Below are 1845 nucleotides of genomic sequence, written 5' to 3'. Positions count from 1 at the left end.
GCGCGGCAAGGTCGTACGTCCCGAGCCCGCCAAGGTTCCGGCCCGCCCGAAGGGCGACGATGGTCGCCGCCAGGGCAAGCTGACGCTGTCCACCGCTGCCGACGAGGATGCCGGCCAGCGCGCCCGTTCGCTGTCGGCCATGCGTCGCCGCCAGGAAAAGTTCAAGCGCAGCCAGATGCAGGAAACCCGCGAGAAGATTTCTCGCGAAGTCATCCTGCCGGAGACCATCACCATTCAGGAACTGTCGCAGCGCATGTCTGAGCGCGCCGTCGACGTCATCAAGTTCCTGATGAAGGAAGGTCAGATGATGAAGCCCGGCGATCTGATCGACGCCGACCTGGCCGAACTCATCGCCGGCGAGTTCGGCCACACGGTCAAGCGCGTTTCGGAATCCGACGTCGAAGAGGGCATCTTCAACGTCAGCGATTCCGACGAGGAAATGCTGCCGCGTCCGCCGATCGTCACGATCATGGGTCACGTCGACCACGGCAAGACCTCGCTGCTCGACGCCATCCGTCATGCCAACGTGGTTGCCGGCGAAGCCGGTGGCATCACCCAGCATATCGGCGCCTACCAGGTCGAGCAGAACGGCAACAAGATCACCTTCATCGACACCCCCGGTCACGCGGCGTTCACCGCCATGCGTGCCCGTGGTGCCCAGGCGACCGACATCGCGATCCTGGTGGTTGCGGCTGACGACAGCGTGATGCCGCAGACGATCGAATCGATCAACCACGCCAAGGCGGCCGGTGTTCCGATCATCGTGGCGATCAACAAGGTCGACAAGCCGACGGCCAATGCGCAGAAGGTTCGCACCGAACTGCTGCAGCACGAAGTCTTCGTCGAATCCATGGGCGGTGAAGTGCTTGACGTGGAAGTCTCCGCGAAGAACGGCACCAACCTCGACAAGCTGCTCGAAGCGATCCTGCTTCAGGCGGAAATCCTCGACCTGCGCGCCAATCCGAACCGGACGGCCGAAGGTACGGTCGTCGAAGCCGAGCTCGACCGCGGTCGTGGTGCGGTTGCGACCGTGCTCGTCCAGAAGGGCACGCTTCGTCCCGGCCAGATCATCGTTGCCGGTGACCAGTGGGGCCGTGTGCGCGCGCTCGTCAACGACAAGGGCGAACACGTCAAGGAAGCCGGTCCGTCCATGCCGGTCGAGGTTCTCGGCCTGTCGGGTACGCCGGCTGCTGGCGACAAGTTCGCTGTTGTCGAAAACGAAAGCCGTGCCCGCGAGATCTCCGAGTATCGCCAGCGTCTCGCCCGCGAGAAGCAGGTTGCCCGTCAGTCCGGTTCGCGCGGTTCGCTCGAGCAGATGATGACCCAGCTCCAGACCTCCGGTCTCAAGGAGTTCCCGCTGGTCATCAAGGGCGACGTGCAGGGTTCGATCGAAGCCATCGCCGGTGCCCTCGACAAGCTCGGAACCGACGAAGTGCGTGCGCGCATCGTCCATTCCGGCGCCGGCGGCATCACCGAGTCCGACATCTCGCTCGCCGAGGCATCGAACGCCGCGATCATCGGCTTCAACGTTCGCGCCAACTCGCAGGCCCGTTCGGCCGCCGAGCGTGCCGGCATCGAAATCCGCTACTACAACATCATCTACGATCTGGTGGATGACGTGAAGGCGGCGATGTCCGGTCTGCTCTCGCCCGAGCGCCGCGAAACCTTCCTCGGCAACGCTGAGATCCTGGAGGTGTTCAACATCACCAAGGTCGGCAAGGTCGCGGGTTGCCGCGTCACCGAAGGCAAGGTCGAGCGTGGCGTCGGCGTCCGTCTGGTTCGCGACAACGTCGTTATCCACGAAGGCAAGCTCAAGACCCTCAAGCGCTTCAAGGACGAAGTCTC

1 protein-coding gene is annotated in these 1845 nt (G+C 63.8%); it reads left to right on the top strand.

Annotation, left to right across the window (positions count from 1 at the left end):
• Positions 1–1845, top strand: a 1845-nt coding sequence (infB, locus tag VGO12_RS12970; RefSeq protein ID WP_327513162.1) for a translation initiation factor IF-2, incomplete at both ends; no start/stop codon positions are given.

Source organism: Ensifer sp. (assembly GCF_035999135.1).
Lineage (GTDB): Bacteria > Pseudomonadota > Alphaproteobacteria > Rhizobiales > Rhizobiaceae > Ensifer.
This window is presented reverse-complemented; position numbering and strand designations above follow the sequence as displayed.